We start from the raw sequence: 1,250 nt of genomic DNA, 5'->3' as shown, positions 1-1,250 counted from the left end.
GCCCGGCGCGAGCAGCAAGGCGCCGCGCAGGTCGTCTCGCTGCCTAGCCGCACGCGGCGGGCCGCCGCGCCGCATTTCGCCCCGGGGGGCCAGAGCACGCAGATGATCGTGGGCGCGGATGCGGCGGACGACCGCACCATCCTGGCCACGAGCGCCCAGCTGTACGGTGGCTTTCGCCTTCGGCGCGTGTACTACTCGGCCTTCAGCCCCATTCCGGACGCCTCGCGCGCGCTGCCGCTGGCCGCCCCGCCCATGGTGCGCGAGCACCGGCTGTACCAGGCCGACTGGCTGATGCGCTTTTACGGCTTCGCGCACGAGGAGATCGTGCCCGCGCGCCAGGGCGGCATGCTGTCGCTGGACATGGACCCCAAGCTCGCCTGGGCCATCGCGCACCCGGAGCGCTTCCCCGTCAACCTCAACACCGCCCCGCGCGAGATGCTGCTGCGCGTGCCCGGCCTGGGCGTGGGCTCGGTGGACCGGCTGCTGGCCTCGCGCCGGGTGCGGCGCGTGCGGCATGCCGACCTGTCGCGCCTGCGCGTGCCGCTCAAGAAGGTGCTGCCGTTCGTCGAGACGGTGGACCATCGGCCGGGGCGCCTGCTCGATTCGGTGCACCTGCAGGCGTTCTTCGCCACGCCGGCACGGCCGGGCCCGCTGGCGGGTGCACCTGCCGCCCCCGCGCCGCCCGTGCAGGCCTCGCTGTTTGGCTGATGGACGACGCCACCACCACAACCACCGGTGCGGTCACCACCGTGACCCTGGGCCACGCCACCGACTGGGCGGGCTTTCGCGCGGCGGCGCGCACGCTGCTGCAAGGCGGCCACCCGCCGCAGCAGGTGCAATGGTTCACGGCCGCGGACGCGGCGGGCGACCTGTTCGCCGAGGGGCCCGGAGAGGCCGGCACGGCGGATGCCGCCGGCCCGCCGGCAACGGACAGCGCCCCGGGCGCATTCCTTTCGCCCGATGCACCGCCGCCCGCCTCCCCGCTGCGGGTGCCACGCGAGTTCCTGCAGCGGTGCGAGCGCGTGGTGCTGCACCGCGACCCCGGCCGCTTCGCGCTGATGTACCGGCTGCTGTGGCGGCTCGCGCACGAGCCGGGCCTGCGCCACGACCCGCTGGACCCCGACCGCCTGCGGCTGCAGCACCTGGAACGCGCCGTGAAGCGCGACATGCACAAGATGCGCGCCTTCGTGCGTTCCGGCCGTGCCCGAGCCCGACGGCGGCACGCTGCACATCGCCTGGTTCGAGCCGGA

General features: G+C 74.8%; 2 protein-coding genes. Both read left to right on the top strand.

What is annotated here, in order from left to right:
• The coding region (locus tag AC27IQ_RS24860) for a radical SAM protein (protein ID WP_487091198.1) at positions 1-708 on the top strand (708 nt) is incomplete at its 5' end.
• On the top strand, positions 708-1,250 hold a 543-nt coding region (locus AC27IQ_RS24855; protein WP_487091197.1), incomplete at its 3' end, for a DUF4130 domain-containing protein. The genes AC27IQ_RS24860 and AC27IQ_RS24855, both read left to right, overlap by 1 nt.

It is taken from the genome of Acidovorax sp. KPB24-07 (assembly GCF_057543315.1).
Note: the sequence above shows the minus strand (reverse complement) of the source record. Positions and strands in the feature narration are given on the sequence as shown.